Here is a 25051-nt window from a genome sequence, read left to right on the forward strand (position 1 = left end):
ACTTACAGCGGGATGTTCTTGTGGCGGCCGCGGCGCGCGGGCGCCTGCGCCAGCGCCTCGGTGAGCTTGCTGCGGGTGTGCGACGGGTCGATCTTCTCGTCGACCACGCCGATCTCGATGGCGCTGTCCACGCCGCCCGCGATCCGCTCGTGCTCGGCGGCCAGCTCGTCGTGCAGCGCCTCGCGCTCGTGCTCGGGCGCGGCGGCCAGCTTCTTCTTGTGCAGAATGCCCACGGCGGCCTTGGCGCCCATCACCGCGACCTCGGCGTCCGGCCAGGCGTACACCTTGGTCGCGTTGAGCGAGCGGGAGTTCATCGCAATGTAGGCCCCGCCGTAGGTCTTTCGGGTGACCAGCGTGACGCGCGGAACCGTGCACTCGCCGAACGCGTGCAGCAGCTTGGCGCCGCGGCGCACCACGCCGCCCCACTCCTGGTCGACACCGGGCAGATAACCCGGCACGTCGACGACCACCACCAGCGGAATGCCGAACGCGTCGCACAGACGCACGAAACGCGCTGCCTTCTCGGCGCTTTCGGAGTTCAGGCAGCCGCCGAGGCGCAGTGGGTTGTTGGCCAGCACGCCGACCGTGCGGCCCGACAGCCGGCCCAGCCCGATCACCATCGACGGCGCCCAGTTGGCCTGGAACTCGTCGAACGGCGTCTCGTCGTCGAGGATCGCGGTCACGATCGGGCGCACGTCGTAGGCCCGCCGCGCCGACTCGGGCAGCAGCGCGTGGATGTCGGTGTCGCCGGCCTCGGCCTTGGTGCGGTCGAAATGGCCCTGCTGGCAGAACAATCCGACCAGCCGGCGGCCGCGCTCGTAGGCGTCGAGCTCGTCGTCGGCGACGATGTGGCACACCCCGGACTTCTTGTGGTGGGTCTCGGGGCCACCGAGCGAGGCCATGTCGACGTCCTCGCCGGTGACGCTGCGCACCACGTCCGGGCCCGTGACGAACACCCGGCTCTCCGGCGCCATCACGACGACGTCGGTCAGCGCCGGCCCGTAGGCGGCGCCGCCGGCCGCGAAGCCGACGACCACCGAGATCTGCGGGACATAGCCCGAGGCGCGGATCATCGCCTCGAACACCAGGCCCACCGCGTGCAGCGCCTTCACACCTTCGGCCAGCCGGGCGCCACCGGAGTGCCAGATGCCCACGATCGGGCTCTGCTCCTCGATGGCGGTGTCGTAGGCGTCGACGATGTGCGTGCAGCCCTCGATGCCCATGGCGCCGCCCATCACGGTGCCGTCGGTGCAGAACGCGATGGTGCGCACACCGTTCACGGTCCCGGCGGCCGCAAGCACGCCGGAGCGGTCACGCTCGTGCAGGAGTTCGACGCTGTCGTCGTCGAAGAAATTGCTCAAGCGCAACAGCGGGTCGCGGGGGTCGAGCGACTCGCCGACCGCCTCGGGGGCCGTGATAGTCATCGCAGTCTCCTGATATTCCGGTGTTGCTCGGTTTAGTACCGCCCGAAGGCGATGGCCACGTTGTGTCCGCCGAAGCCGAACGAGTTGTTGATCGCGTACTCGTAGTTGCCGGGGCGGGGTTTGCCGGCCACCACGTCCAGGTCGATCTCGGGGTCGAGGTTTTCCAGGTTCAGTGTCGGGGGGACGACCTGGTCGCGCAGCGCGAGCACGGTCAGGATCGATTCGACGGCGCCGACGGCGCCCACGGAGTGGCCCAGGGCGGCCTTGGGGGCGTAGACGGCGGCGTTGCCGCCGTGGGGGCCCAGGGCGTTGTTGATGGCCCTGCCCTCGGCGACGTCGCCGACCGAGGTGCCGGTGGCGTGGGCGTTGACGTGGTGGATGTCGCTGGGGGAGAGCCCGGCGAGCTGGATGGCGCGGGTCATGGCGTGCCCGGCGCGTTCGCCGTTGGGGTCGGGGGCCACCATGTGGTAGCCGTCGGAGGTGATGCTGGCGCCCATGATGCGGGCCAAGATGTTGGCCCCGCGGGCCTTGGCGTGCTCCTCGGTCTCGATCACCATCAGGGCGCCGGCCTCGCCGAACACGAAGCCGGTCCGGTCGCGGTCGAACGGGCGGCACGCGCCGACGGGGTCGTCGTTCTTGGTCGACATCACGATCCGCATCTGGGCGAACGCCGCAATCGGCACCGCTTCGATCTTCGTTTCGACCCCACCGCAGATCGCGATGTCGGCTTCGCCGAAGACGATGTTGCGCCACGCCTGGGCGATGCCCTCGGAACCCGACGCGCACGCCGATATGGGCGTGAGGACCCCGGCCTTGGCGTGCCGTTCCAGACCCACCGCCGCCGACGCGCCGTTGGGCATGTACTTCTGCACACCGAGGGGAGAGACCGCCTTCATGCCACGAGCGCGCATGTCGTCGTAGCTGAAGACCATCTCTTCCGACGAGCCCAAACCGGTACCGATCGACACCAGCAAGCGGTCGCTGTCGACCTCGGGCGAGCCGGCGTTCTCCCAGACCCGCCGGCCCAAGATCGTCGACATCCGTTGCAGGTAGCCCGACCGGCGCAGCTCGACGCGGGTCAGCTGGCTGTCGAATTCCTCTAACAGATGACCGCCGATGCGCACCGGCAGGTCAAACTCCTCGACGAACGGGTCCTCGAGTTTGCGGATACCACTTTGGCTGTCGAGCAACAGCTTCCAGGTGGTCTCGGCGTCAGTCGCCAGTGCGGTCGTCATGGCAACGCCAGTGACGACCACGTTCGGGAGGGTCTTCCCGGTAACCAGCTCTGTCATGGGTCTTGCGAACGTTCCTTTCCTGCTAAGTGGTGACCGCGAACCCGGCGGGGCCGGGACGCGGATCGCCACCTTCCGTGGTGTCCGGCTCCTCCTCGGGCCGTTCGCGGCCCGCGTCGTCGCCGGACGCCAGCTCTAGTAACGCCCGAAGGCGAGTGCCACGTTGTGGCCACCGAAGCCGAACGAGTTGTTGATCGCGTAACGGAAATCGCCGTAGCGAGGTTCGCCCGCAACAACATCCAGGTCGATCTCGGGGTCGGGGGTTTCGTAATTGAGGGTGGGTGGAATGACGCCGTCGCGCAGGCTCAGCACCGTGAGCACCGACTCCAGCGCCCCGACCGCACCGATCGAGTGGCCCAGCGCCGACTTCGGCGCGTAGACCGCCGCCTGCTGGCAACCGGCGACTCGGATGGCGTTGGCCTCCGCGGTGTCACCGATCGGCGTGGCGGTCCCGTGCGCGTTGACGTGGTCAACGTCCTTGGGGGACAACCCCGCCAGCTCGAGCGACCGCGTCATCGCCCGACCCGCACGCACACCGTCGGCCGCCGGGGCCACCATGTGGAACGCGTCCGAGGTGATGCCGGCACCCATCAACCGGGCCAGCGGCTTGGCGCCGCGGGCCTTGGCGTGCTCCTCGGTCTCGATGAGCATCAGCGCACCGGCCTCGCCGAACACGAAGCCGTCGCGGTCCTTGTCGAACGGCCGCGATGCGCGCTCGGGCTCATCGTTGCGAGTCGACATGGCCCGCATCATCGAAAACGCCGCGATCGGCAGCGCCTCGATGGGGCCCTCGACGCCACCGCACACCGCGACGTCCGCGTCACCCATGACGATCTGACGCCAGGCGTGGGCGATCGCTTCGGAGCCCGACGAACACGCCGACACCGGGGTGATCACCCCGGCGCGGGCGCCGAGCTGCAGGCCCACGACGGCGGCGGCGCCGTTGGGCATGATCATCTGGACGGCCAGCGGCGACACCTTGCGGGGGCCGCCCTCGTTCATCAGGTCGTAGCTCTCCACGATCCTTTCGGCGCCACCGAGGCCGGTGCCGACCACGACCGAGAACCGGTCGGGATCGAGCTCCGGGTTGCCGGCGCTCTCCCACAGCTGGGTGCTGAGCAGCTTGGCCAGCCGTTGGACGTACGACATACGTCGCATGTCGAGCCTGCTCATCTGCTCGTCGATGGGCTCCTTGAGGTGTCCACCGATCCGGACGGGAAGGTCCCACTTGGTGATGTAGTCGTCTTCGAGGACGTGGATGCCGCTTTCGCCGGCCAACAAACCCTTCCACGTGCTCTCGACGTCCGGCGCGATCGACGTCGTCGCCGTGACGGCGGTTACCACAACGCTGGGGTAACCGCCGTTAGCAGTGGAAGGCTTACTCACTTGGTGTCCGCTTCCAGCCTTGCCTTGACGTTGGCGACCGCGTCGGGGTTCTCGGTCTCCAGCTTGGCGCGCAGCGCCTCGGCAGCCTCGGGGTTCTCTTCCTCGAGCTTCTGGATGTAGGAGACGACGTCACCGACGGTACGCAGACCGGCGAGGTCCTCGTCCGGGATCTTGACGCCGTACTTGTCCTCGGTCTGCACGGCGATCTCGACCATCGACAGCGAGTCGATGTCCAGGTCGTCGACGAAGGACTTCTCCGGGGTGACCTCGGAGGGCTCGATACCGGTGACCTCTTCGATGATCTCGGCGATACCGGCGATGATTTCTTCCTGGCTGACAGCCACAGCGTGCTTCCCTTCGTAATGTGTTGTGAGATAGTCGAACTGACGTGCTATGTGGTTGTACTGGATGCGGCCGACTTAGAGCTCGGCCAAAGCGTCCAGGTCTGCGGGCGACTTGACGGCGCGAGCCGTAACTCCCCGAAGTTCTCGTTTGGCGATACCGGTGAGCGTGCCCGCGGGCGGGAACTCCACGGCCGCACCGACTTCCAGCTCGCGCAGCGTCGCGGTGCACAGGTCCCAGCGCACCGGCCGGGTCAGCTGGGCGACCAACGCCTCCATCGCCGCGGCGGCCGAGGCGACGGGCTTGCCGTCGCGGTTCGACAGCAGCGTCGCGGTGGGCTCGGACGTCTGGACGGCGGCGGCCGCGGCGGCATAACCGTCGAGCGCCGACGCCATGTACTTGGTGTGGAACGCACCGGCCACCCCCAGCGCGCGCACGCGGGCCTTGGCCGGCGGGTCTTCGGCGAGCTTCTCCAACGCGTCCAGCGAGCCGGCGGCGACGATCTGCCCGGCGGCGTTGCGGTTGGCGGGGAACAGGTCGAGCTGCTCGAGGCGGGCGAGGACCTCGGCCTCGTCACCGCCGAGCACCGCGGACATGCCGGTGGGCTCGACGGCACACGCCTTGGCCATCTCGGCGCCCCGGGTGGCGGCCAGGGCGACGGCGTCGTCCGCGGCCATCACGCCGGCGATCGCGTAGGCGGCGATCTCACCGACGGAGTGACCGGCCACGACCAGGTCTTCACCGGCGAGCAGGCCGCGCTTGGTCAGTTCCTGGTGTGCGAGCAGCGTGGCCGCGACGACCAGTGGCTGGGTGACCGCGGTGTCGGTGATCTCGTCGGTCGATGCGGTGGTGCCCAGGCGCACGAGGTCGAGGCCGCTGGCCTTGGACCACAGCGCCAACTGGTCGGCGGCGCCGGCGAGCTCCAGCCACGGCGAGAGCATCCCCTCGGTCTGCGAACCCTGTCCGGGCGCAAGCAATGCAATCACGTGTTTAAGAGAACACTGTGGAAACGGTTTTGGCGGGTGTAACAGATTATGAACCTCGTCTTAGGTTTTTGTGTACACCCTACAAAACGGCTCCGTAAGCTACGGGTTTGATATCGTCCCGCGACCTGTCGCCTGGGTCACTATCACCCGATCTGGCCCACCGCAGCCCCTTTGACCGGCAGCGGAACGACGGGCATGGCGTTGTTGGCGGCGCTGGCGGGATGCGTCGGATAGTTGAGCTGGCCCACCGTCGCCGCCACTCGCAGGACATATGCGTCACGCGGCTGCATGGGATCGCGCCCGGTGAAGTCGGTGATCCGCTTGAGTCGGTAGCGCACCGTGTTTGGATGAACGAACAACTTTCTGGCACAGGCTTCAATCGCGCCGCCACAATCTAAGTAAGCGTCAAGAGTTTCGATGAGCGTCGGGCCGGCGTCGGCCAGCGGCCCCATCACGTCGGTGTGCAGCGCCACGATCGCCGACGCGTCGCCCATCAGGGCCCGTTCCGGCAGGAGCTCGCGCGCCAGCACGGGACGCGGCGCCCCGCGCCAGCCACCGACGGCGTTCATCCCGGATATCGCCTCGCTGGCGCTGTGGTAGGCCGCGGTCAGCATGGGCGCCGTCGGCCCGACGACCACGGGGCCGTCGGCGAACGCGGCCAGCAGCTCCCCGAGGAACTTGTCGGTCGGCGACAATTGCCCGGACACGATGGCGACCAGCCAGGTGCCGTGCACGTCGGTGAGGGCCGCGCGGCCGTGTTGCGCGGCGATGTCGCGGACGTGCTGGCTCGCGCGCTCACTGTCGCCGGGGCCGGTCGACCCGTCGCGCCCGGGCGCCGGGGTTCCGACCACCACCGTCGCGGGCTCGGTGGTGTCCCAGTTCAGGGCGGCCGCGCGGGACAGCAGTTCCGGGCCGGTGTCGCCGCGGACCACCGCGTCGACCACGCTGGCCTCCATCCGGCTGTCCCAGGTGCCGCGCGCCTCGGCCGCGTCGGCGTACGCCCCCGCCGCGGTGAACGCCAGGTCGCGGGTGTACTTCAGGATGCCCACGGTCAGCGCGGTCAGCTGCTCCTCGGAGCGGGCCAGCAGCGGGACGACCTCCTCGAAGATGTCCATGGTGACGCGGACCATGTCGACGCTGTGGCGCAACGCGATCCGGCGCTGCAGCTCCTGGGGCACCAGCTCGAAGGCCTGCGCGGTGTAGCTGACGTTGCTGTGTGGGTCTTGCATCCATTCGACGAAGTTCACGACCGCCGTCTGCACCACCAGCGCGACGCTGGCCCGCTGGGACGCCTCCAGCTCGGCGAAGAACGGCAACCGGTCCTGCATGGCGTTGACCGCCTCGGTGGCCAGCCGCCCGGAGTACTGCTTGAGCCGGCGCAGCACGGAGTCGGGCACCGAATCCAGCGTTTCCAGCGGCGACCGGGGGTGCTTGGCGAACGGGCCGGCGAAGGGATTGTCACTCACCCCTAAAACGTACGCGACTTTTCTGGAAGTTTCCGCCAAAGAGGCGCGTGGCGCCGTGCTCGAACGTGCGGCTGGCCGCACGTTCGGCACTCAATGTGCGGCTGGCCGCACGCTCGGCGAGTGGCGGCCGGTGGATGGCTGGAGCGCCCGGGGAGTCACGCGCCAGCCCTTATGCCAGCCTTATGCCAGCCCTTAGGCCACGCCGGGGTCCGACGTCTGCTCCGGCGCGGCCTGCACGTCGTCGATCCGGTACTGGCGGGCGGCGGCCACCGGCACCGAGGGGTCGATCTCGCCGTCGCGGGCCAGCGCCTCGAGCACGGCCACCACCTGCGACTCGGCGTCGGTGTTGAAGTACCGCCGCGCCGCGGGCCGGGTGTCGGAGAAGCCGAACCCGTCGGTGCCCAGGGTGACGTAGGTGCCGGGCACCCACGGCCGGATCTGCTCGGGAACGGCGCGCATCCAGTCCGAGACGGCGACCACCGGGCCGACGGCGTCCGACAGCGCCTGGGTGACGTACGGGACGCCCGCCTGCCGGTCCGGGTGGCGCAGCCTCTCCCTGTCCACCGCGACGCCGTCGCGGTTCAATTCACCCCAGCTGGTCACCGACCACACGTCGGCGGCGACGTCCCATTCGGCGGCCAGCATCTTCGCGGCGTCCAGCGCCGCCGGCATCGCCACCCCCGACGCCAGGATCTGTGCCTTGTTGGCGCGCTGCTCGGTGGCGACATGGTAGCGGTACAGGCCCCGCAACACGCCCTCGGGATCGAAGTTGTCCGGCTCGGGCGGCTGCACGTACGGCTCGTTGTAGACGGTGATGTAGAAGAACACGTTCTCGGGGTCCTGCCCGAACATCCGGGCCAGCCCGCTTTCCACGATGTAGGCGATCTCGTAGGCGAACGCCGGGTCGTAGGCGACCACCGCCGGGTTGGTGCTCGCCAGCAGCAGCGAATGCCCGTCGGCGTGCTGCAGGCCCTCGCCGGTGAGCGTGGTGCGTCCCGCGGTGGCCCCCAGCAAGAAGCCGCGCGTCATCTGGTCGGCGGCCGCCCACAGGCCGTCGCCGGTGCGCTGGAACCCGAACATCGAATAGAAGATGTAGATCGGGATCATCGGCTCGTTGTGCGTCGCATACGAGGTGCCGGCCGCGATGAACGACCCCACCGACCCGGCCTCGTTGATGCCCTCGTGCAGGATGTGGCCGACTTCGCTTTCCTTGTAGGCCAACATCAGATCGGCGTCCACGGCGGTGTACAGCTGGCCGTTGCGGTTGTAGATCTTCAGCGACGGGAACCACGAGTCCATGCCGAACGTGCGCGCCTCGTCGGGAATGATCGGCACGATGCGCGGGCCAACCTCCTTGTCCCGCAACACTTCCTTGAAGGTGCGCACCGTCGCCATGGTGGTGGCGACCTCCTGGGTGCCCGAGCCCTTCTTCAGCGCGGCATAGATGTCGCGGCTGGGCAGCCGCAACGCCTTGGCCTTCGTCCGACGCTCGGGAAGGTAGCCCCCGAGGGTGCGCCGGCGGTCGATCATGTAACGGATCTCCGGGGCGTCGGAGCCGGGGTGGAAGTAGGGCGGCAGGTATGGATCCTTTTCCAGCTGAGCGTCGTTGATCGGTATCCGCATGGCGTCGCGGAAGTCCTTGAGGTCTTGCAGCGCAAGCTTTTTCATCTGATGCGTGGCGTTGCGGCCCTGGAAGTGCGCGCCCAGCGAGTAGCCCTTGATGGTCTTCGCCAGGATCACCGTGGGCTGCCCCTTGTGGTCGACGGCGGCCCGGTAGGCGGCGTAGACCTTGCGGTAGTCGTGGCCGCCGCGCTTGAGATTCCAGATCTCGGAATCGCTCATGTTCGCGACGAGTGCCTTGGTGCGCGGGTCGCGCCCGAAGAAGTGGTCGCGCACGTAGGCGCCGTCGTTGGCCTTGTAGGTCTGGTAGTCCCCGTCGGGCGTGGTGTTCATCAGGTTCACCAGCGCGCCGTCGCGGTCGGCGTGCAGCAGGGCGTCCCACTCGCGGCCCCAGACCACCTTGATGACGTTCCAGCCGGCGCCGCGGAAGAACGACTCGAGTTCCTGAATGATCTTGCCGTTGCCGCGCACCGGGCCGTCGAGGCGCTGCAGGTTGCAGTTGATCACGAACGTCAGGTTGTCCAGGCCCTCGAGCGCGCCGACGTGCAGCAGGCCGCGGCTTTCCGGCTCGTCCATCTCGCCGTCGCCCAGGAAGCACCACACGTGCTGGTCGGAGGTGTCCTTGATGCCGCGGTCGTGCAGGTAATGGTTGAACCGGGCCTGATAGATCGCGTTCATCGGACCCAGACCCATCGACACCGTGGGGAATTCCCAGAAGTCGGGCATCAGCCGCGGGTGGGGGTAGGACGGCAGGCCGCCGCCGGGGTGGCTGTGCTCCTGGCGGAAGCCGTCGAGTTGGTCGGTCGTCAGCCGGCCCTCCAGGAACGCCCGCGCGTAGATGCCGGGGGAGGCGTGGCCCTGGATGAACACCTGGTCCCCGCCGCCGGGATGCGACTTGCCCCGGAAGAAGTGGTTGAAGCCGACCTCGTAGAGCGCCGCGGACGACGCGTAGGTCGAAATGTGGCCGCCCACACCGACTCCCGGGCGCTGGGCGCGATGCACCATGATCGCGGCGTTCCAGCGGATCCACGCCCGGTAGCGCCGTTCGACGTCCTCGTCGCCGGGAAACCACGGCTCCAATTCGGTGGGAATGGTGTTGACGTAGTCGGTGGACGTCAGCGACGGAATGGCGACGCGCTGCTCACCCGCCCGCTCCAGCAGCCGCAACATCAGGTAGCGCGCCCGCGACGGGCCGGAGCGCTCCAGCAGTTCATCGAAGGACTCCAACCACTCCGAGGTCTCTTCGGGATCGATGTCGGGGAGGTAGGAAGCCACCCCGTCGCGGATCACCCGGACGCGGTCGGGTTCGGTTGCGCTGTTGGGACTTGTGGCCAGATCGTGGCGCACGAATTCGGTTGTCAACCCACTACTCCTGTAATTGGCGGGATGTGTGACGTGAGGGCGGGTCGCGCCCTCTCCACCATCGTGCCGCACGGGTGTTTCGGGCGGGCAGCCGCCATCTGGTAGCCGGCAAAGGCTCGCCCGGTGCGCGTCAACTCGGCGTGTATGGGGCGGGTGCACAAGCCACCCGGTAACGTCAGGCCTGTGCTCATCCGGTGGCGTGCCGTCCCCCCGAGGCAGGTGGGGGCTTTCCCCCGGCGTGGCGCGTTGGCCCTGGGCTGTGTCGCCGCCGCGCTGATGGGCATCGTGGGATGCACCTCCGTCACCAACGGAACGGCGACCCCGGACACCAAAGTCGCCCCCGCCTACCGCCAGTCGGTGTCCGCGTCGGTGTCGGCCTCGTCGGCGACGTCGAGCGTCCGGGAGTCCCAGCGCCAGCAGTCGCTGACCACCAAGGCGGTGCGTACCGCCTGCGCCTCGCTGATCACCACCAGCAAGAACGCGATCGACAAGACCAACGAATTCGTCCAGGCGTTCAACTCGGGCCGCGGCACCGGCCCCACCGAGGGCCCGGCGATCGACGCCCTCAACGACAGCGCCACCACGGTGGCCAACAGCTTCAATGATGCGATGTCGCAGCAGATCAAGGACGCGTTCAACGCGTACATCGACGCCGCGCACTCGGTGGCCAACGCCATTGGCACACACGCGGGGACGTCGGAATTCAACAAACGCGTCGATCAGCTCAACGACACGAAAAAGAAGGCGATCAAACTCTGCTTGGCAACGTAATGAGGCGGAAGTGTGAACGGGGTTCGCGCTGTGCGACGATAATCCCGAAGCGCACATCGCGAGGGAATTGAAGGAGGCTCCACGGTGGTCGCGGCGGATCACGCCCCGAGCTACGCTCGCAAACTGGGCATCCAACCCGACCATGTTGTCCAGGAGTGGGGCTGGGACGAAGACACCGACGATGAGATCCGCGCGGCGGTCGAGGAAGCCTGCGGCAGCGAGCTGCTCGACGAGGACACCGACGAGGTAGTCGACGTCGTGCTGCTGTGGTGGCGCGACGGCGACGGCGACCTGGTGGACACGCTGATGGACGCGATCGGCCCGCTCGCCGAGGATGGCGTGATCTGGGTGCTGACCCCCAAGACCGGGAAACCGGGACACGTGCTGCCGGCCGAGATCGCCGAGGCGGCCCCCACCGCCGGTCTGATGCCGACCTCGTCGGTCAACCTGGGGGATTGGGCCGCCAGCCGTCTGGTGCAGCCCAAGTCCCGGGCCGGGAAGCGTTGATGCTGTCGGTCGGCACCGCCGCCCCGGACTTCACTCTGCGCGACCAGAATCAACAACGCGTCACGTTGAGCTCCTACCGCGGCGCCAAGAACGTGCTGCTGGTGTTCTTCCCGCTGGCGTTCACCGGGATCTGCCAGGGCGAGCTGGACCAGCTGCGGGATCATCTGCCCGACTTCGAGAACGACGACAGCGCGGTGCTGGCCATCTCGGTGGGCCCGCCGCCCACGCACCGGGTCTGGGCGCTGGACAGCGGCTTCACCTTCCCGGTGCTGTCGGATTTCTGGCCGCACGGCGCGGTCAGCCAGAGCTACGGCGTGTTCAACGAGGACGCCGGCTACTCCAACCGCGGGACGTTCGTCGTCGACCGGGCCGGGATCATTCGATTCGCCGAGATGAAACAGCCCGGTGAGTCGCGCGATCAACGGTTGTGGACCGACGCCCTGGCGGCCTTGCGGGCCTGATTTTGGGGACTTGGCCGGCGGGCGGGTAGCCTGCCCGCAGCAACGGGCGCGTAGCTCAGTGGTAGAGCTCTGGTTTTACACACCAGCGGTCGGCGGTTCGATACCGTCCGCGCCCACTCCTTTTGGCGGTTCGCGGCCGTAACGTGGCGGCGACTTTAGGCGCCGATTTTCGCCGTGCCGTTACGTGCGCGGCGCCCTATCCGGAGGGCCGGTACTCGGGCCCCGAAATCCAGGCCCGGGCGCCGGCGAGCACCGCGGCGTGCACCGCCCGGGCGATCCGGGCGCCGAACACCGAGCGCGGCCCGCCGTAGGTCTCCTCGGCCCCGTCCGTCGGGCAGTGCACGACGATCGCGTCCGACGCGGTTCCGGTGGCGCGCACCCCGACCTCGTGCAACGCCTGCGCCTTGGCCTCCGTGGCGGTGGCCACGGCGTTGACCAGGGCCGCCCCGGACAGCCGCACCGGCACCGCGACCACGATGTTGATGGTCCCCACCCGGTACCCGTCGCCATCGGTGAGCGGCCGGTACTCGACGATCTCGTAGTCGGTGAACGCGGTCGTGCGCAGGCCGGCCGGCACCTCCCGGCGGAAGTGCCGGTCGGGCGCGGCCGCCCAGGCGGGGCTGGACAGCCCGACCGTCGCGGTGGCGTGCACACCGCCGTCGGCGGCGAGGTGGTGACGGGTCACGTCGACCGCGGTGAGCAGCCCGCAGCCGGTGCCGGCGAGACCCAGCGCGGAGCCGATCTCGGTCAGGTGGCGGTCCGGGTCGGTCCGGTCGTAATCCAGGGGGACCGTCGCGTTGACCAACCAGTCGCGAGCGCCGACGCCGCCGCCGAGCGGGCCCGACGAGATGCACAGCCGGGGCTCGCGGAATTGCCAGACGAGCAACGGGATCGACCGACTGTGTTCCACTCGCGTGGTCAACCTGGGATCCATGGTCACATCCTCGCGTGCCGACCCACCCCGCGCGTCGCCGGTGTCACCGACGGCGGCACTATGAAGCGCGTGAAACCGTTCCGCATCGACGTTTCCGACGAGGTTCTCGACGATCTGCGCGCGCGGCTGGCCCGAACCCGTTGGCCCGAGGCCGAATGCGTCGACGACTGGAGCCAGGGCATGCCGCTGGCCTACACCCGCGAGCTGGCCGACTATTGGGCCAACGACTACGACTGGCGGGCGCGGGAGGCCGCGCTCAATCGCTTCGACCACTTCATCACCGAGATCGACGGGCTCGACATCCATTTCATCCACCAGCGCTCGCCGCACGAGGGCGCCTTCCCGTTGGTGATCACCCACGGCTGGCCGGGCTCGATCGTGGAGTTTCACAAGGTGATCGAGCCGCTGACCAACCCCGCGTCGGGTCGCGCCGAGGACGCCTTCCACGTCGTGTGCCCGTCGCTGCCGGGCTACGGGTTCTCCGGCAAGCCCAACGGCGCGGGCTGGGGCGTGGAAAAGATCGCCGAGGCGTGGGAAACGCTGATGGTGCGCCTGGGCTACGAGCGCTACGGCGCCCAGGGCGGCGACTGGGGCGCCGCGGTCACCACCCAGATCGGCCGCAACCGGGGCCACTGCGCGGCCATCCACCTCAACATGCCGGTCGGCAGGCCCACCAAGGAAGCGCTGTCGAATCCCACCGAGGAGGAGCGGCAAGCCATGGCCGGGTTGGCCAATCACCGCAAATGGGGCACCGGCTACTCCAAGCAACAGTCCACCCGGCCGCAAACGCTGGGCTACGGGTTGGCCGATTCGCCGGTGGGCCAGCTGGCGTGGATCGTCGAAAAGTTCTGGGACTGGGCGGATTGCGACGGGCATCCCGAGAACGCGGTCAGCCGCGACGAGCTGCTCGACAACGTGATGGTCTACTGGGTGACCAACACCGCCGCGTCCTCGGCCCGCCTGTACTGGGAGAGCTTCGCGGTGTGGGGTAGGGGAGACCGCGTCGAATTGCCCACGGGCGTCGCGGCTTTCCCCGGCGAACTGCTCAAGGCGCCGCGCAGCTGGTGCGAGCCGGTCTACAACATCACCCACTGGACCGACATGCCGCGCGGCGGGCACTTCGCGGCGTTCGAGGAACCGGAGCTGTTCGTCGAGGATCTGCGCGCGTTTTTCGCGACGGTGCGCTGAACGAATCAGCCCGGCGGGGCGAAGAACTCGAGCGCGATGCCGTCGGGGTCGCGGAAACTGAGGCCCGAGCCGTAGGGGGCGTCCACGATGCCGCCGTGCTCGATGCCCAGTTCGCCCAGCCGGGTGACCCAGTTCTCCAGCTCGGCGCGGCCGGCGCAGCCGAAGCCGACGTGGTCCAGGCCCACGCGGTGTTCGCTGAATCGTTCGTCGGTAGCCGGGCGGTCGTGCTGGTGAATTCCGAAGACGGTGCCGCCGTCGAGCATCCACACCTGGTGCCGGAAGCCGGCGTCGGTGTGTTCGTCGAGCATCGGGTCGGTGCCGAGCAGGTTGCGATACCACTGGCCGCTGACTTCGATGTCGCGCACGGTGACCGCGACGTGGTTGAGCGCTGGGAAAGCCATGGTGTCGACTCTAACCCTCGACGGGCCGGCGGCGCAGACGTGCCCGAGATCGCCTGCCCCACAGGCAAAGTGATGCGACCCGGGTCGCGCGCCGGGCGCCTCGTGGGGACGGTCACCTCCGGTGTGAGACGCTGCCGGGGTGTTTGCGACGCCCCGCACGGCCGGCGTGCTGGTCGGTTACCTGGCCGATCGCGCGCTGGGCGACCCGCGACGCGGCCACCCCGTCGCCGCGTTCGGCACGGCCGCCGCCGCGCTGGAGAGCCTGACCTACCGCGAGAGCAGGGCCGCCGGCGCCGTCCATGTCGGCCTGCTGATCGGGTCGTTGGGACTGCTGGGAGCGGCGGCGCAACGGGCCGCCGGGCGCGGCGGCCGGCCGTGCTCGATCGCGGTGACCGCCGCGGCCACCTGGGTCTGCCTGGGCGGAACGTCGTTGGCGCGCACCGGGCTGGCCATGGCGGAGCTGCTGGAGCGCGGCGACGTCGAGGGCGCGCGCGGGCTGCTGCCGTCGCTGTGCGGGCGCGACCCCGCGTCGCTGGACGGCGCGGGCCTGACCCGGGCGTCACTGGAATCGGTCGCCGAGAACACCTCCGACGCCCAGGTGGCGCCGCTGCTCTACGCGGCGGCCGGCGGGGTGCCCGCGGTGCTGGCCTACCGCGGCGTCAACACCCTGGACGCCATGGTCGGCTACCGGTCGCCGCGCTACCTCCGATTCGGTTGGGCCGCAGCGAGATTGGACGACGTCGCCAACTACATTGCCGCGCGGGTGACGGCGTCGCTGGCGGTGCTGTCCGCACCCCTGGTCGGCGGCTCAGCGTCGGGGGCGGCGCGGGCGTGGCGGCGCGACGCCGGCCGCCACCCCAGCCCCAACGCCGGCGCCGTCGAGGCGGCGTTCGCCGGGGCGCTGGGTGTGCGCCTGGGCGGGCCCACCCAATACCGTCACGAGCTGCAGATCCGGCCGACGCTCGGCGACGGCCGGGAACCCACGGTGGCCGACCTGCGGCGCGCGGTCGCGCTGTCGTCGCTGGTGCAAGCGGGCGCCGCGCTGCTGGCCGGGCTGCTGGCCGGTTACCGGCGACGGCCGTAACGGTCGGCGAGTTTGTCCTCCACCGTCTGCGGCGCCTCGGGGGCGGGCGCCGACGCGGCGGCGGGTGACTGCTTTTCCTGGCGACGAGCCCGGATCTCGGAATAGGCGAAGTAGCCCAACCCGATCGGGGCGAGAATGCCGAACGCGATCCACTGGATGCCATAGGACAGGAACGGGCCGGCGTCCAGCTGCGGCACGCCGACGACCCCGAGGCCGCCGGGCTGACCGTCGACCAATTGCAGATAGGACCCGGCCAGCGGGACCTTGGTCAGCACGGCGATCTGCCCGGTGTCGATCGAATACACCTGCTGCACACCGTCTCCCACGAACGGATCCTTGCCCGCCACGGGGGGCTCCGAGTTGCGCAGCCGCGCCGTGACGGTCACCGTGTCGGCGGGCGGGCGGGGGATCGGCGGAACGCGAGATCCCTCCAACGGACGCACGTAACCGCGGTCGACCAGCACGGTGGGGCCGCCGTCGACGACGAAGGGCGCCAGCACTTCGAAGGCCGGTTTGGAGTCGATCACCCGCAGCCGGGCCAGCACCTGGACGTCGGGCAGGTAATGCCCGGTCGCGGTGACCTGACGCCACTGATCGCCGGGGGCGGCCGAGTTCTGCTGCGGCAGCAGGGTTTTCACCGGGACGGGCGCGGTGTTCAGGGAGTGCTCGATTTGGTGGTTCTCCCGCGAGGTCCTGTTGTGCTTGCCCAGCTGCCACGGCGCGAGCACCGTGAAGCACAGATAGGCGAACGCGATGACCACCAGCGCCAGCACGATCCAGCCCGGGCGCAGCACGAACGCCAACCTGCGCATCACCCCGACCCGTTCTGCGCGAGGCGTTCGTCGACCCAGTCGTGCAGGCCGGGCAGCGCGGCCTCGATGACGGTGTAGACGCGTTCGAAGTCGCTGGTGTCGCCGTAGTAGGGGTCGTCGACGTCGGGTGTGTGCGCGCCGGTGCGCGGATCGAAAGACCGCAGCATCTTGACGCGCTCCTCGTCGGCGCCCAGGTGCCGCAGCATCCGGGCGTGGTTGCGGTCCAGGGCCACCACCAGATCGGCCGCCAGGTGCTCGGCGTCGACCTGCGCGGCGCGGTGCTCGGTCGGGTAGCCGTGGGCGCGCAGCACGCCGGCGGCCCGCTCGTCGGCGCACTCGCCGACATGCCAGTTGCCGGTGCCGGCGCTGCTCACCCGCACCGCGTCGGCCAGACCCCGGCGGCGCAATTGGTCGGCGAACATCTTCTCGGCCATCACCGACCGGCAGATGTTGCCGGTGCACACGAACGTGATGTGCAGCGGCTCGCGCTCAGACACCCAGGGCCCTCCGTAGCTCGTCGACGGTCGCGGCGTGCGTCACCCCGCTGAACGTGTCGGCCCGGCCGTACCCCCAGCCGACCACCACCGTGTCGATGCCGTGCGCGGCGGCGCCGTGCACGTCGTGGCTGCGGTCGCCGACCATCAGCACCCGCTCGGGCAGCGGCTCCAGCTGCGAAAGCGCGTGGGCGAGCACCTCGACCTTGGCTTTGCGGGAGCCGTCGGGGCTCGCCCCGGCGATGACCTCGAAATGGTGGTCGAGCCCGAAATGGGCCAGGATGCGCCGCGCGGTGGGTTCCAGCTTGGAGGTGGCCACGGCCAGCCGGACGCCGGCGGCGCGCAGATCGACCAGCAGCGCCTCGATGCCGTCGAAGAGCGCGTTCATCGCCCACCCCCGGGCGCCGTACTCCGCGCGGAAGGCCGCGATCGCCTCCTCGGCGTCGTCGCCGAGCTCCATGGACCGGAAGGTGTCGTCCATCGGCGGACCCACGATCTGGGCGACGAGGTCGCCCGGGGGCACCGGTGCGCCGATGTGATCGAGCGCATGCAGGAAGCTGGCCACGATGCCCTCCGCGGAGTCGGTCAGCGTGCCGTCGAGATCGAAGATCACCAGCTGCGCCCCTGGGGCTTGGCGATCGGTGGACGTTGCGCCTGTCACCTCACCATTGTCCTCGATGGGCGCGGACGGGTACGACGGTGTTACCGGTGTTCGTCCGGCCGGCCCGCGCGGCGCACTAGTGTTTCACGGATGGCGAGTCTGAACCTGAGCCCGCCTGCGGCGCGCTATCACGGCGATCAGGCCGTCGCGCCCGGGATGCTGGACTTCGCCGTCAACGTCCGTCACGGCCAACCGCCCGACTGGCTGCTGGGGCGGCTGGCCGCGCGGCTGCCCGACCTGGCGCGCTACCCGAGCGTCGACGACGTCCACGCGGCGCAGGACGCGGCCGCCCAGCGGCACGGCCGGGCCCGCGACGAGGTGCTGCCGCTGGCCGGGGCGGCCGAGGCCTTCGCGCTGCTGGGCAACCTGCGCCCGGCGCGGGCGGCGATCATCGCGCCGGCATTCACCGAGCCGGAGGCGGCGCTGAGTGCCGCCGGAGTGCCGGTGCACCACGTGGTGCTGCGGCCGCCGTTCGGCCTCGCGGGTGCGGTGGTCCCCGAGGACGCCGACCTCGTCGTGGTGGGCAATCCCACCAATCCCACCTCGGTGCTGCACCGCCGCGAGGAGCTGCTCGCGTTGCGCCGGCCCGGCCGGATCCTGGTGGTCGACGAGGCCTTCGCCGACTCGATACCCGGGGAGCCCGAATCGCTGGCCGGTGACGCGCTGCCCGACGTGCTGGTGCTGCGCAGCTTGACCAAGACGTGGGCGCTGGCCGGGCTGCGGGTGGGCTACGCGCTGGGGTCGCCGGAGGTGTTGGCGCGGTTGACCGCCACACGGGCGCACTGGCCGGTAGGCACGCTGCAGTTGACGGCCATCGCGGCGTGCTGCGCTCCGCAGGCGGTTGCCGACGCGGCGGCCGGGGCGGCGCGACTGGGGCAGCTGCGCGCCGAGATGGTGGCCGGGCTGGCGTCGGTGGGCGCCGACGTGGTCGACGGCCGGGCGCCGTTCGTGCTGTTCCGCATGCCGGATGCCGTTGCATTGCGAAAACGACTGCATGACAGGGGAATTGCCATCCGTCGCTGTGATACGTTCGTCGGCTTGGACGAGCAGTACCTGCGGGCCGCGGTGCGCCGGGAGTGGCCGCTGCTGGTGCAGGCGATTTCGGAGGTGCGCCGGTGAGCGTGAAGCTGGCCGACGTCATCGCGGTGCTCGATGAGGCGTACCCGCCTCGGCTTGCCGAGGCATGGGATTCGGTCGGCCTGGTATGCGGTGACCCCGACGACAAGCTGGAGTCGGTGACCGTCGCGGTCGACGCGACGCCCGCGGTCGTCGACGAGGTTCCCGACGCCGGCCTGCTGCTGGCCCATCACCCGCTGCTGTTGCGGGGGGTGGACACCGTGGCGGCCAGCACGCCCAAGGGCGCGCTCGTGCACCGGCTGATCCGCACCGGGCGTTCGCTGTTCACCGCGCACACCAACGCCGACTCGGCCAACCCGGGGGTGTCCGACGCGCTGGCGGCCGCCCTCGGGCTCGAGGTCGAGGCCGCGCTGGAGCCGGCGACGGGTGCGCCCGGCCTCGACAAGTGGGTCATCTACGTGCCCAACGAGAACGCGGAAGCGGTGCAGGCGGCGGTGTTTGACGCCGGGGCCGGCCACATCGGCGACTACTCGCATTGCAGCTGGACCGTCACCGGCATCGGGCAGTTCCTGCCGCACGAGGGGGCCTCGCCCGCGGTGGGCAGCGTCGGCAACGTCGAGCGGGTCCCCGAGGACCGGTTCGAGGTCGTCGCGCCCGCGCGGGCCCGGGCCGCGGTGCTGGCGGCCCTGCGCGCCGCCCACCCCTACGAGGAACCCGCGTTCGACATCTTCGCGATGGTCCCCCCACCCGGCGACGCCGGGCTGGGCCGCGTCGGCACGCTGACCCGACCGGAACCGTTGCGCGACTTCGTCTCCCGCGTGCACGCCGCGTTGCCGCGGACGTCCTGGGGGGTGCGGGCCGCGGGTGACCCCGACATGCCGGTTTCGCGGGTCGCCGTCTGCGGCGGCGCCGGAGATTCGCTGCTGGCCGCCGCGGCCGGCGCGGGGGTGCAGGCCTACGTCACGGCCGATCTGCGGCACCACCCCGCCGACGAGCACCGCCGCGCCTCGGACGTTGCCCTGATCGATGTGGCACATTGGGCAAGTGAATTCCCGTGGTGCGAACAGGCCGCCGACCTGCTGCGGTCGCGTTTCGGTGCGGAGCTTGCGGTGCGGGTGAGCGCGATTCGCACCGACCCTTGGAATGTCGAGCGCGGTGACAACGAGTCCGGGGGAGAAGGGTCATGAAAGCCGAAGTAGCACAGCAACGTTCGCTGCTCGAGTTGTCGAAACTGGATGCCGAGCTGTCCCGCCTCACGCACCGGGCGGCCCATCTGCCGGAGCAAGAGGCCTGCCGGCGCATGCAGGAGGAATACGACGCCGCCGGCGACCGCATCGGTGCGGTGCGGATCGCCCTGGAAGACATCGACGCCCACGTCAAGCGGCTCGAATCGGAGATCGACGCGGTGCGCCAGCGCGAAGACCGTGACCGGGCGCTGCTGCAGTCGGGAGCGACCGACGCCAAACAACTGGCGGACCTGCAGCACGAGCTGGAGACCCTGCAACGTCGCCAGACCAGCCTGGAGGATTCCCTCCTCGAGGTGATGGAACGTCGGGAGGAGCTGCAGTCCCAGCTGGACACCGAGCAGAAGGCCCTCGAAACCCTGGAGGCCGAAATGGCCGGTGCGCGAAAGGCGCTGGACGCCGCGCTCGCCGAGCTCACCGAAGCCCGCGAGTTGCATTCGTCACAACGCGACTCGCTGAGCGCCGCGCTGGACCCGGCCCTGTCCGCGCTCTACGAACGGCAGCGCGCCGGGGGAGGGCCGGGCGCCGCGCAGCTGCTGGGAAAGCGGTGCGGGGCCTGCCGGCTCGAGATCGACCGCGGGGAGCTGGCCCGCATCTCGGCCGCCGCCGAAGACGACGTGGTGCGATGCCCGGAATGCGGCGCGATCCTGCTGCGGGTCAAGGGATTCGATCAGTGAAGGTCGTCATCGAAGCCGACGGCGGATCACGCGGCAACCCCGGACCGGCCGGCTACGGCGCGGTGGTGTGGACCGAGGACCGCGCGACCGTCCTCGCCGAGAACAAGCAGGCCATCGGCCGAGCCACCAACAACGTCGCCGAATACCGCGGCCTGATAGCCGGTTTGGACGACGCCCTCAAGCTCGGCGCCAGCGAGGCCGCGGTGTATCTGGATTCCAAGCTGCTGGTGGAACAGATGTCCGGGCGGTGGAAGGTCAAGCACCCCGACCTGATCGAACTCAATGCCCAGGCCCGAGCGCTGGCGGCGCGGTTCGACAGGATCAGCTACTCGTGGATTCCGCGGGAGCGCAATTCGCACGCCGATCGGTTGGCCAACGAGGCGATGGACGCCGCGGCCCAGGCCAACGGTGCGGCGGAGACGCCCGAGCCGGCCGAAAAGCCCGAGCCCCCCAGCGCCGAGACGGCGAAAACCGTTGCGGCACCGTCGCCGACGGCGCCGGGCTGGACCGGCGCGCGCGGCACCCCCACCCGGCTGCTGCTACTGCGACACGGCCAGACGGAGCTGTCAGTGCAGCGCCGCTATTCGGGGCGCGGCAACCCGGCGCTCACCGAGGTGGGGCGGCGGCAGGCCGACGCGGCGGCGCGGTATCTGGCTCAGCGCGGCGGGATTTCGGCGGTCTTCTCCTCCCCACTGCAGCGGGCCTACGACACCGCGGCGGCGGCGGCCAAGGCCCTGGGCCTCGATGTGACCGTCGACGACGACCTGATCGAGACCGATTTCGGGGCCTGGGAGGGGCTGACGTTCGCCGAGGCCGCCGAGCGCGACCCGGAACTGCACCGTCGTTGGCTGCGCGACACCAGCACCGCCCCGCCGGGCGGCGAGAGCTTCGACGCGGTGCACGACCGGGTATCACGGATCCGTGACCGCGTCCTCGCCACCCAGCAAGGCACGACGGTGCTGGTGGTGTCTCACGTGACGCCGATCAAGATGCTGCTGCGGGAGGCGCTGGACGCCGGGCCGGGCATCTTGTACCGGCTGCACCTCGATCTGGCGTCGCTGAGCATCGCCGAATTCTATTCCGACGGAGCCTCTTCGGTGCGATTGGTGAACCAGACGGCGTACCTAGCCGGCTGAGGGCGACGCGCCGCCGTAGTCGCCGAAGGACCACAGGTTGCCTTCGGGATCGCGGACGGTGAATTCGCGTGCGCCGTAGTCGGTTTCGGCCAGCGGCCGCACCACCTCGGCCTTGTGCCGCAGCACCCGTTCGTAGAGCGCGTCGGGATCGGCGGTGACGACGTAGCCGCCGGCGGTGCCCGGTTCGCGGCACCACTGCGCGTCGGGCTTGTGGCTGCCCAGCATGATCCCTCCGCAGCCGTACGGCCAGTTCAGTTGCGCGTGATCGACGGTCTCGCCCTGGCCGTAGCGCGCCGTGAGGACGAAGCCGAATGTCTCGACGTAGTAATCGATCAGCGTGGGGGCGTCATGGGCCTGCAATGTCAACCAGACGGTCGGATTCGAAGCGGTCATGGTCCCACTGTGCGCCGAACGAGTGGCCGCCGTCTTGAATGTTTCGGAACTCGTCGGCCAGCCACCGTCGCGGCGGCACTCCGACGAACCGGACGAATTCGCGGGTCAGGTGCGCCTGGTCGCTGAACCCCGTGGCGGCCGCGACCCCCGCGAGGTCGACGCGTCCGTGCCGGCGCGCCGACGCGGCGATGCGCGCCGTCGCGTGCTGGAAGCGCATCAGCATCGCCACCGTCTTGGGCGAGCGGCCGACCTCCTGGCCGAACAGCGTCGTCAGGTGCCGGGTGGTCACGCCGACCGTCTCCGCCAAGGCAGCGACCGGTATCCGGCCCCGGCTGCGCTCCAGCAGGTGCCAGGCATGCGCGACCTCGGGACGCACGCTCGCGCTCTCGCGGCGCCGCCGCGCCTCGATGAGGTAGCGGGCCACCAGGGCGAACACGTCCGGCCAGCCGTGCGCCTCGGTCACGCGATCGTGCAATTCGCGGCCGCCGCGATCCAGCACGGCGGTCGCGTCGTACTCGGCGACGGGAAGCTCGGCGCTCGGCACGCCGAACAGCGCGCGCGATGCGAGCGGATGCACCGCCAGCTGCACGCCGGCCTGGCCCCGGCGCTGCCGCACGTGGCTGGCCTGCACGTGCAGCCCGCTCAGCAGCAGCGGGTTGGGGCGCGCGACGGCCAGCGCGTCGGCGCTGTCGCCGGCTTCCACCCCGTCGTCGAGGCTGACGATGAACGTCAACAACGCGGATGGCATGCCGCGGTGCACGGTCTCGGGAACGTCGAGCGTGCGGTATCCGACCATGGACGTCACGCCCGGCGCACTGTGCGGCGGTGCGAGATGGTATTCCGAGCCCCGGTCCATCGCTCCACGCTAACGCCGCACCGGTCAGCTGTGCAGGTGCAGCCGCTCGCCGTGCGGGCCGAAGATCACGATCGCCTCCACCGGCCCGTCCACCACGCCGAACCAGTGCGGCGTCCACGTCGAGAATTCGACGGCCTGGCCCGGGTCGATGGTGAAGTCGCGGTCGCCGAGGATGAGGCGCATCCGGCCGGAGAGCACGTACATCCAGTCCTGCCCCTCATGCACGGGCAGCTCGGCGGGCGGATTGCGGCGCCGGGCGCTGACCCGAACCTTGAACGCGTGCAGGCCACCGGCGGGACCCTGACGGGTCAGCGGCCAGTAGGTGACGCCGTGGTGGGTGTGCGCGGCGCCGCGCACCCGCGGGTCCGGCGCCGACGAGGTCTGCAGCAGCTCGTCGGTGCTCACCGACAGGGCCCGGGCCAGCCGCGGCAGATGATCCAGCGCCAGGCGCCGTTTGCCGGACTCCAGGCGGCTCAGCGTCGAGACGTCGATGCCCGCCCGCGCGCCGACCTCCTGCAGCGTCATGCCGCGCTGCGCGCGCAGCTCCCGCAGTCTGCGCCGCACCACCAGGTCGATATCGGGGGTTTTTGCCTGCATGGCAATTCAGCTTGGCAAGTCGGGGCGGAATCGGCAAGCTCGCGGTATGGACAGTTCGTGCAAACCCGATGATGCCCAGCAATTCTGGGAAGACCGCTACCGTTCGACCGAGCGGGTGTGGAGCGGCCGGGTCAACCCCCGGCTCGCCGAGGTGGTCGCCGACCTGCCGCCGGGCCGCGCCCTGGACCTGGGCTGCGGGGAGGGAGCCGACGCCCTGTGGCTGGCCGACCGCGGCTGGCAGGTGGTGGCCGTCGACGTCTCTGACACCGCGCTGCAACGCGCCCGCGCGGCCGCATCGGCGCGGAATATGGCCTCCCGCATCGACTTTCAGCGGCACAACCTCAACGAGACGTTCCCGCAAGGGATGTTCGACCTGATCTCCGCCCAGTACTTTCATTCGCCGGCCCGCCTGGACCGCGAAGACGTGCTGCGGCACGCCGCCGAACGGGTGAATCCCGGTGGCGTGCTGCTGATCGTGGACCACGGGGCGGTGCCGCCGTGGGCGCAGCACCACGATCACTCCTTCCTCGGCATCGAGGAGGTGATCGCCTCGTTGCGGCTGGACACCGCCGCCTGGACGCGGCTGCGGGCCGAGGCCGTCGAACGCGAAATGACCGTCAACGGGGAAACGGCCAGGGTGCCCGACCACGTGATCGCCTTGCGGCGAGACCGATAACCCTCACGCCGCGTCGTGAAAGATCAGTCCCATGGCGTAGCGCTGCCCGGTGCGAACCACGGACACGCCGTGGCGCACCGGTGCCGCGGACCAACCGCGGGCCGAGGGCACCGGCCGCTCCCGCGTGGTGAAGACGTAGCCGTGTCCCTGCGGCAATTGTGTTGCCGTGCCCCGGGATTGCGCCCGCAGTCGCTGCTCGACCAGCAGGAACTCCCCGCCGGTGTAATCGGTGGCCGGGTCGCTGAGATTGATCACCACCTGCAGGGGGAACACCAGGTCCCCGTAGAGGTCCCGGTGCAGCGCATTCCAGTCGCCCGCACCGTATTTCAGCATCAGGGCGGTGGATCGGGTCTGGCCGGCGGCGTGGCAGGCCGCCAGCCAGTCGTCGAGGCGGTCCGGCCAGGGCGCGTCCCGGCCGAGCTTGGCACACCAGTCGCGGGCGATCGGCAGAAGCCGCGGATAGAGCGCCTGTTTGAGTTCCTCGATCGGCGCCGGGTAGGGCGCGTGGAAATAGCGGTACTGCCCGGACCCGTACCGTTTGGGCGCCATGTCGATCGTGGAGCGGAACAGGGCGTCGTCGGCGTAGAGCGCGCGCAGCCGCGCCGCCTCGCTGGGCGTGATCAGTCGCGGCAGCAGCGCCCCGCCGTACTCGTCGACCGCGGCGGCGATCGCGTCCCAATCGCCTGAATCGACACGCCTTTTCCACCGGGACATCGCGGGCCTTCCCATTCGTGATCCGAGTCCACGGTAAACGGTTGCTGGCCCCGGCCGGGTGCAGCGGGTACCGTTTATCGTCGCGGACGAGTTGGCCGGGCGGCCGCGGGCCGTCGCAAGGCGGTTCGAGGAAAGTCCGGACTTCACAGAGCAGGGTGATTGCTAACGGCAATCCGAGGTGACTCGCGGGAAAGTGCCACAGAAAACAGACCGCCACCCTCGCGGTGGTAAGGGTGAAACGGTGCGGTAAGAGCGCACCAGCATCCCGGGTGACCGGGGTGGCTCGGCAAACCCCACCCGAAGCAAGGCCAAGAAGGCCGTACCGCTGGTGCGGCCGCGCAGGCGTTCGAGGGCTGCTCGCCCGAGCCTGCGGGTAGGCCGCTCGAGGCACCCGGTGACGGTGTGTCCAGATGGATGGTCGCCGCCGCACCGCCGTTGCTCACGCGCGGCGGTGGGGAACAGAATCCGGCTTACAGGCCAACTCGTCCGC

At 69.9% G+C, this 25051-nt stretch carries 26 protein-coding genes, 1 tRNA gene and 1 other RNA gene; 12 read left to right on the top strand and 16 right to left on the bottom strand.

Annotation, left to right across the window (positions count from 1 at the left end; translation table 11 throughout):
- Positions 1 to 2: 2 nt before the first annotated feature.
- From OCQ_RS10275 to aceE, 7 genes are all read right to left on the bottom strand, one after another.
- Positions 3 to 1424, bottom strand: a complete 1422-nt coding sequence (locus tag OCQ_RS10275) for an acyl-CoA carboxylase subunit beta (protein WP_008255905.1) — start codon at positions 1422 to 1424, stop codon at positions 3 to 5.
- A gap of 32 nt (positions 1425 to 1456) precedes the next feature.
- The gene (kasB, locus tag OCQ_RS10280) at positions 1457 to 2716 is read right to left on the bottom strand and encodes a 3-oxoacyl-ACP synthase KasB (protein WP_008255906.1); all 1260 of its coding nucleotides are present in this window, start codon (positions 2714 to 2716) and stop codon (positions 1457 to 1459) included.
- A gap of 135 nt (positions 2717 to 2851) precedes the next feature.
- Complete coding sequence (gene kasA, locus OCQ_RS10290; protein WP_008255907.1) at positions 2852 to 4102, bottom strand: 3-oxoacyl-ACP synthase KasA; 1251 nt, start codon at positions 4100 to 4102, stop codon at positions 2852 to 2854.
- Complete coding sequence (acpM, locus tag OCQ_RS10295; protein WP_008255908.1) at positions 4099 to 4446, bottom strand: meromycolate extension acyl carrier protein AcpM; 348 nt, start codon at positions 4444 to 4446, stop codon at positions 4099 to 4101. The genes kasA and acpM overlap by 4 nt, the downstream gene beginning before the upstream one ends.
- Before the next feature lie 75 nt (positions 4447 to 4521).
- Complete coding sequence (locus tag OCQ_RS10300) at positions 4522 to 5430, bottom strand: ACP S-malonyltransferase (RefSeq protein WP_008255909.1); 909 nt, start codon at positions 5428 to 5430, stop codon at positions 4522 to 4524.
- 143 nt (positions 5431 to 5573) lie between these two features.
- On the bottom strand, positions 5574 to 6896 hold the full coding sequence (locus tag OCQ_RS10305; RefSeq protein WP_008255910.1) for a PucR family transcriptional regulator: 1323 nt from the start codon (positions 6894 to 6896) through the stop codon (positions 5574 to 5576).
- Positions 6897 to 7088: 192 nt separating this feature from the next.
- A complete protein-coding gene (gene aceE / locus OCQ_RS10310; RefSeq protein WP_014384528.1) occupies positions 7089 to 9878 on the bottom strand; it encodes a pyruvate dehydrogenase (acetyl-transferring), homodimeric type in 2790 nt (929 codons plus the stop codon).
- A gap of 183 nt (positions 9879 to 10061) precedes the next feature.
- Here aceE and OCQ_RS10315 point away from each other — a divergent pair, with 183 nt between their 5' ends.
- From OCQ_RS10315 to OCQ_RS10330, 4 genes are all read left to right on the top strand, one after another.
- On the top strand, positions 10062 to 10649 hold the full coding sequence (locus OCQ_RS10315; RefSeq protein WP_036390648.1) for a hypothetical protein: 588 nt from the start codon (positions 10062 to 10064) through the stop codon (positions 10647 to 10649).
- Positions 10650 to 10733: 84 nt separating this feature from the next.
- Positions 10734 to 11156 (top strand): DUF3052 domain-containing protein, encoded by a 423-nt coding sequence (locus OCQ_RS10320; RefSeq protein WP_008255913.1) that lies wholly within the window; start codon positions 10734 to 10736, stop codon positions 11154 to 11156.
- Positions 11156 to 11617, top strand: coding sequence for a peroxiredoxin (locus tag OCQ_RS10325; protein WP_014384530.1), 462 nt, complete (start codon positions 11156 to 11158; stop codon positions 11615 to 11617). The genes OCQ_RS10320 and OCQ_RS10325 overlap by 1 nt, the downstream gene beginning before the upstream one ends.
- A 44-nt stretch (positions 11618 to 11661) precedes the next feature.
- Positions 11662 to 11733 (top strand) — tRNA-Val (locus OCQ_RS10330).
- An 80-nt stretch (positions 11734 to 11813) separates the two neighbouring features.
- Here OCQ_RS10330 and OCQ_RS10335 read toward each other — a convergent pair.
- Positions 11814 to 12551 (bottom strand): adenosylcobinamide amidohydrolase, encoded by a 738-nt coding sequence (locus OCQ_RS10335; RefSeq protein WP_179960070.1) that lies wholly within the window; start codon positions 12549 to 12551, stop codon positions 11814 to 11816.
- Between the two features lie 60 nt (positions 12552 to 12611).
- Between OCQ_RS10335 and OCQ_RS10340 the strand changes: the two genes are divergently transcribed.
- On the top strand, positions 12612 to 13739 hold the full coding sequence (locus OCQ_RS10340; protein ID WP_008255919.1) for an epoxide hydrolase family protein: 1128 nt from the start codon (positions 12612 to 12614) through the stop codon (positions 13737 to 13739).
- A 5-nt stretch (positions 13740 to 13744) separates the two neighbouring features.
- On the opposite strand, the gene OCQ_RS10345 is transcribed toward OCQ_RS10340, so the two are convergent.
- Positions 13745 to 14140, bottom strand: a complete 396-nt coding sequence (locus tag OCQ_RS10345) for a VOC family protein (protein WP_008255921.1) — start codon at positions 14138 to 14140, stop codon at positions 13745 to 13747.
- 139 nt (positions 14141 to 14279) lie between these two features.
- On the opposite strand from OCQ_RS10345, the gene OCQ_RS10350 reads away from it, so the two are divergent.
- Positions 14280 to 15224: a cobalamin biosynthesis protein gene (locus OCQ_RS10350; RefSeq protein ID WP_014384532.1), complete on the top strand. Its 945-nt coding sequence runs from the start codon at positions 14280 to 14282 to the stop codon at positions 15222 to 15224.
- Here the strand turns inward: OCQ_RS10350 and OCQ_RS10355 are convergent.
- Genes OCQ_RS10355 through OCQ_RS10365 form a run of 3 tightly spaced genes read right to left on the bottom strand, consistent with a single transcriptional unit; the run spans position 15206 to position 17191 of the window.
- Positions 15206 to 16036, bottom strand: coding sequence for an SURF1 family cytochrome oxidase biogenesis protein (locus OCQ_RS10355; RefSeq protein WP_041784952.1), 831 nt, complete (start codon positions 16034 to 16036; stop codon positions 15206 to 15208). The two genes, OCQ_RS10350 and OCQ_RS10355, sit on opposite strands and share 19 nt — an antisense overlap.
- Positions 16036 to 16470, bottom strand: a complete 435-nt coding sequence (locus OCQ_RS10360) for a low molecular weight protein-tyrosine-phosphatase (protein ID WP_231119635.1) — start codon at positions 16468 to 16470, stop codon at positions 16036 to 16038. Before OCQ_RS10360 ends, OCQ_RS10355 begins: the two co-directional genes overlap by 1 nt.
- Positions 16471 to 16525: 55 nt before the next feature.
- On the bottom strand, positions 16526 to 17191 hold the full coding sequence (locus tag OCQ_RS10365; protein ID WP_029385120.1) for an HAD-IA family hydrolase: 666 nt from the start codon (positions 17189 to 17191) through the stop codon (positions 16526 to 16528).
- A gap of 90 nt (positions 17192 to 17281) precedes the next feature.
- On the opposite strand from OCQ_RS10365, the gene cobC reads away from it, so the two are divergent.
- Genes cobC through OCQ_RS10385 form a run of 4 tightly spaced genes read left to right on the top strand, consistent with a single transcriptional unit; the run spans position 17282 to position 21325 of the window.
- Positions 17282 to 18310 carry an Rv2231c family pyridoxal phosphate-dependent protein CobC gene (cobC, locus tag OCQ_RS10370; RefSeq protein WP_014384534.1) on the top strand — a complete coding sequence of 343 codons (1029 nt, stop codon included), beginning with the start codon at positions 17282 to 17284 and terminating at the stop codon, positions 18308 to 18310.
- Positions 18307 to 19455 (top strand): Nif3-like dinuclear metal center hexameric protein, encoded by a 1149-nt coding sequence (locus tag OCQ_RS10375; protein ID WP_041784953.1) that lies wholly within the window; start codon positions 18307 to 18309, stop codon positions 19453 to 19455. Before cobC ends, OCQ_RS10375 begins: the two co-directional genes overlap by 4 nt.
- A complete protein-coding gene (locus OCQ_RS10380; RefSeq protein ID WP_014384536.1) occupies positions 19452 to 20189 on the top strand; it encodes a zinc ribbon domain-containing protein in 738 nt (245 codons plus the stop codon). Before OCQ_RS10375 ends, OCQ_RS10380 begins: the two co-directional genes overlap by 4 nt.
- Positions 20186 to 21325, top strand: coding sequence for a bifunctional RNase H/acid phosphatase (locus tag OCQ_RS10385; RefSeq protein WP_014384537.1), 1140 nt, complete (start codon positions 20186 to 20188; stop codon positions 21323 to 21325). Before OCQ_RS10380 ends, OCQ_RS10385 begins: the two co-directional genes overlap by 4 nt.
- Here OCQ_RS10385 and OCQ_RS10390 read toward each other — a convergent pair.
- The 3 genes from OCQ_RS10390 to OCQ_RS10400 form a co-directional block, all read right to left on the bottom strand.
- Entirely contained in the window at positions 21314 to 21718 is a 405-nt protein-coding gene (locus tag OCQ_RS10390) for a VOC family protein (protein ID WP_014379932.1), read from the bottom strand. The two genes, OCQ_RS10385 and OCQ_RS10390, sit on opposite strands and share 12 nt — an antisense overlap.
- A complete protein-coding gene (locus OCQ_RS10395; protein WP_014384538.1) occupies positions 21672 to 22514 on the bottom strand; it encodes a helix-turn-helix domain-containing protein in 843 nt (280 codons plus the stop codon). The genes OCQ_RS10390 and OCQ_RS10395 overlap by 47 nt, the downstream gene beginning before the upstream one ends.
- Before the next feature lie 84 nt (positions 22515 to 22598).
- Positions 22599 to 23171 (bottom strand): helix-turn-helix domain-containing protein, encoded by a 573-nt coding sequence (locus OCQ_RS10400; RefSeq protein ID WP_014384539.1) that lies wholly within the window; start codon positions 23169 to 23171, stop codon positions 22599 to 22601.
- A gap of 46 nt (positions 23172 to 23217) precedes the next feature.
- Here OCQ_RS10400 and OCQ_RS10405 point away from each other — a divergent pair, with 46 nt between their 5' ends.
- Positions 23218 to 23847, top strand: coding sequence for a class I SAM-dependent methyltransferase (locus OCQ_RS10405; protein WP_008255946.1), 630 nt, complete (start codon positions 23218 to 23220; stop codon positions 23845 to 23847).
- Positions 23848 to 23850: 3 nt separating this feature from the next.
- Here the strand turns inward: OCQ_RS10405 and OCQ_RS10410 are convergent, their stop codons facing one another.
- Positions 23851 to 24561, bottom strand: a complete 711-nt coding sequence (locus OCQ_RS10410; protein WP_008255948.1) for a 2OG-Fe(II) oxygenase — start codon at positions 24559 to 24561, stop codon at positions 23851 to 23853.
- A gap of 87 nt (positions 24562 to 24648) precedes the next feature.
- On the opposite strand from OCQ_RS10410, the gene rnpB reads away from it, so the two are divergent.
- Positions 24649 to 25050: RNase P RNA component class A (rnpB, locus tag OCQ_RS25660), an RNA gene on the top strand.
- Position 25051: the final 1 nt, after the last annotated feature.

This window comes from Mycobacterium paraintracellulare (assembly GCF_000276825.1).
GTDB lineage: Bacteria > Actinomycetota > Actinomycetes > Mycobacteriales > Mycobacteriaceae > Mycobacterium > Mycobacterium intracellulare.